Below are 3036 nucleotides of genomic sequence, written 5' to 3'. Positions count from 1 at the left end.
AAAATAAAAAAAATCAGGCTTTGCACCTGATTGCTTTGTGCCTGATTTTTATTTTTTTATAGGATTCACAACAGAAAGCACACTATTCTCTTCTCTCAGATGATTTTGAAATCTTTCTCTAACATCTTCAAAGCTTATACTATAAAGCACATCTAAATAATCCAGCAAATTTATTTCTTTCATATAAAAGTTTATAAAACTGTAAGCTATACTATCGACTGAATTAAATGTTCTTAAAAATTTTCCTATGTATTTTTTCTTTATTCTCTCAAAATCTTCTTCCTTTAAAAATTGTAGATTATTTATTGCATTTAAAATTATATCTCTCACTTTAAAAGGATCTTTAGATTGACCCCCTATTATAGAATAACCATAATCTATCTCTCCGCCGTAATCAAAGCTAAAAGTGCTGTCAATAAGCCCTTCATTGTAAAGTCTTTCATATAAATCAGAACTTCTGCCTAATACCATTTCCAACCCTATTTGTATCTCTAAGTTCTTCTTTAATAATTTTTTTCCGCCAAAACCTACATCTGTATCTTTAAAACCTAGATTAAAAAGAGGAATGGATACTTGCATATCTTGTACTACTTCTTTTTCATAAACACTTAAAGGCTCCTTGGGATATATCCTTTTTATTTCTCCTTGTTTTTTCTCCTGTCTCACATTTTCCTTTATAATGTCCAGAGTTTTATCTACATCAATATCACCTACCGCAAACAAAACCATATTTTCAGGATGATAAAAGGTATAATAACATTTATATAAAATTTCTTTGCTTATTTTAGAAATTGATTCAATTGTACCAGCTATGTCTTTTCTAACCGGATATACATGATAAAGAGCCTCTAATGCGTTAAAATAGACTCTCCAATTAGGGTCATCTTGATACATTCTTATTTCTTGGGCTATTATTCCCTTTTCTTTTTCAACATTTTCATCTGTAAAATAAGGATTTTGTACAAAATTCACTAAAAGTTTTAAGTTTTCGTAGAAGTTTTCAGTACTCGCAAACAAGTAAGCAGTTGTAGTAAAATTGGTATAAGCGTTGGCTGAAGCCCCTAATTTTGAAAACTGTTCGAAAATGCTACCTTCTTCCTCTTCGAACATTTTGTGTTCCAAAAAATGTGCAACCCCATCAGGTACCTCTGTTACCTCAGTATCCCCTGGAGCGATAAATTTACTGTCATTAGAGCCAAAACGAGTAGCAAATATTGCAAATTGCTTTGTATAATCTCTTTTAGGCATTATATACACTTTTAGACCATTATCCAATTCTTGTAAAAGTATTTTTTCATCTATTCTCTCATTATACAATTGCTGCATATTTATCCTCCTTTTTGCCGGTCATGAAATACACCGTATCTAATTTAACTTTTTTAGCAACTTCAACTACCTCTTCTTTTGTCACTTTTTCTACTTTTTCGATAAATTCTTCTATCTTCAAATTCATTCCTGCGATTTTTTGTGATAAGTAGTAGTCAGACTTAGAAGTAGCATTGTCTTTCATTGCTTTTAAAGAAGTCTTTAAGGCTTTTATTGTAGAATCTAATTCATAATCTGAGATATTACCTTCTTCAATTTCTTTTAACTGTTTAAGTATTATATCAAGAGCTTTATTGTAATTTTCTATCTCTATACCGCAACTTACCACCATTAAGCCTTTAAATCTCTCCAGCTTTGAATAAGCATAATAAGCAAGGCTAGCTCTTTCCCTCACATTCATAAAAAGTTTAGAAAAAGGTCCTCCTCCTAATATGCCACTGTATACTAAAAGAGGAAAATATTCCTCGCTGTTAGCCGCTACATTAGTTCTAAAGCCAAGAGTAAGTTTCCCCTGTGTTACTTCTAAATTTTCCGTAACATATTTTATTTCCCTTACTTCTTTATGTACATTTGGAGAAGGAATATTTAATATTTGTTCTCGTTTAAAAGAAAAATATTTTGCAAAAACCTCTTCTACATATTTAGGCTCTACGTCTCCTACAACGTATATATCTATTGGCAAAGTATTAATACAATTTTGATAATAATGGTAAAGATTGACTTCATCAATAAAGTTTAAATCCTCACTTCTTCCCAATTCAAAAATAGCAAAAGGTTCTCCCTTGCACATTTCTTCATAGCAACGGTCTACTGCATATCTGGTTTTATCGTTTATTCTTGAATCTATCAAATTTTTGTGAATCTCCTTTTCCTGAATTACATACTCCTTATTGAAGGCATTTCCTTCTATAAAGGGGTTAAAAATTAAATCTTTTAGAAATTTTACTCCCTTTTCTAAAATATTCTCTTGTATATACTCTTCTTGAGGTAATTCCAATCTATATTGTTGAAGGTGCCTTTCCCCTTTTTTATACACAGAAACAGCCATTGTAGTACCATACAAGTTTTCCAAAAACTTCACCATTTCTTTGTAAGTTTTTATACTAGAAGTACCCCTTTTTAAAACAGCAGGCAACAAAGCATATTTTGTAGCCTCTTCTCCCAGTTGGTTGTGGATATAAAGATTAATTGTTACTGTTTTAAATTTACCTGTTGTGTCTATGTACAAATTTATCTCATTATTTAATTGTCTTTCAATTAGTTCCATCTAATCAACTCCTTCTAAAATAATCCAATTATTTTTTGATTATATGATAATTGTAGCACAAAGTCAATAATACATAAAACCCGATAGTGTCAAGATACTGTAGGATTTTTTTAAGACAACCCCTGTAACTTAGTTAATTTCAGGGCTTCGTCTTATCATGTTTTTTATATGACTTGTGCATATTTTATTGCTCTTAAAACCCTATATATTGGCGTTACTTTGCCTATATTCAAAACCGTAATATTATTTATCTTTTCATTTGTAGACGTTTTAACTCTCCTCACTGCCTCTTTTATTTGCTTCTTCGTTAATTTGTAACTTCCTTCATTTATATTCTTTCTCTTACCCCATTCTACTTCTCTTAAGTCTCCTCCATTCTTGCTGAATACCCTTAATTTCGCCATTAGTTTTAATCCTTCTCTGCTCCACCCCAATGGATTCCT

3 protein-coding genes are annotated in these 3036 nt (G+C 30.9%); all 3 read right to left on the bottom strand.

Annotation, left to right across the window (positions count from 1 at the left end; genetic code table 11):
* Positions 1–48: 48 nt before the first annotated feature.
* Positions 49–1326: an EF-P 5-aminopentanol modification-associated protein YfmH gene (yfmH, locus tag JCM7501_RS12320; protein WP_028992702.1), complete on the bottom strand. Its 1278-nt coding sequence runs from the start codon at positions 1324–1326 to the stop codon at positions 49–51.
* Positions 1310–2593 (bottom strand): EF-P 5-aminopentanol modification-associated protein YfmF, encoded by a 1284-nt coding sequence (gene yfmF / locus JCM7501_RS12315; RefSeq protein ID WP_028992701.1) that lies wholly within the window; start codon positions 2591–2593, stop codon positions 1310–1312. Before yfmF ends, yfmH begins: the two co-directional genes overlap by 17 nt.
* A gap of 164 nt (positions 2594–2757) precedes the next feature.
* Positions 2758–3036 (bottom strand): UPF0236 family transposase-like protein (locus JCM7501_RS12310; RefSeq protein WP_173571596.1); only part of this gene is annotated, 279 nt, incomplete at its 5' end.

The sequence above is a fragment of the Thermoanaerobacter thermocopriae JCM 7501 genome (genome assembly GCF_001310975.1).
In the GTDB taxonomy this organism is placed as follows: Bacteria; Bacillota; Thermoanaerobacteria; order Thermoanaerobacterales; family Thermoanaerobacteraceae; genus Thermoanaerobacter; species Thermoanaerobacter thermocopriae.
This window is presented reverse-complemented; position numbering and strand designations above follow the sequence as displayed.

Excerpts from the sequence above, each read along its gene's own strand:
- yfmF (WP_028992701.1), bottom strand. The coding sequence starts at position 2,593 with ATGGAACTAATTGAAAGACAATTAAATAATGAGATAAATTTGTACATA.
- yfmH (WP_028992702.1), bottom strand. The coding sequence starts at position 1,326 with ATGCAGCAATTGTATAATGAGAGAATAGATGAAAAAATACTTTTACAA.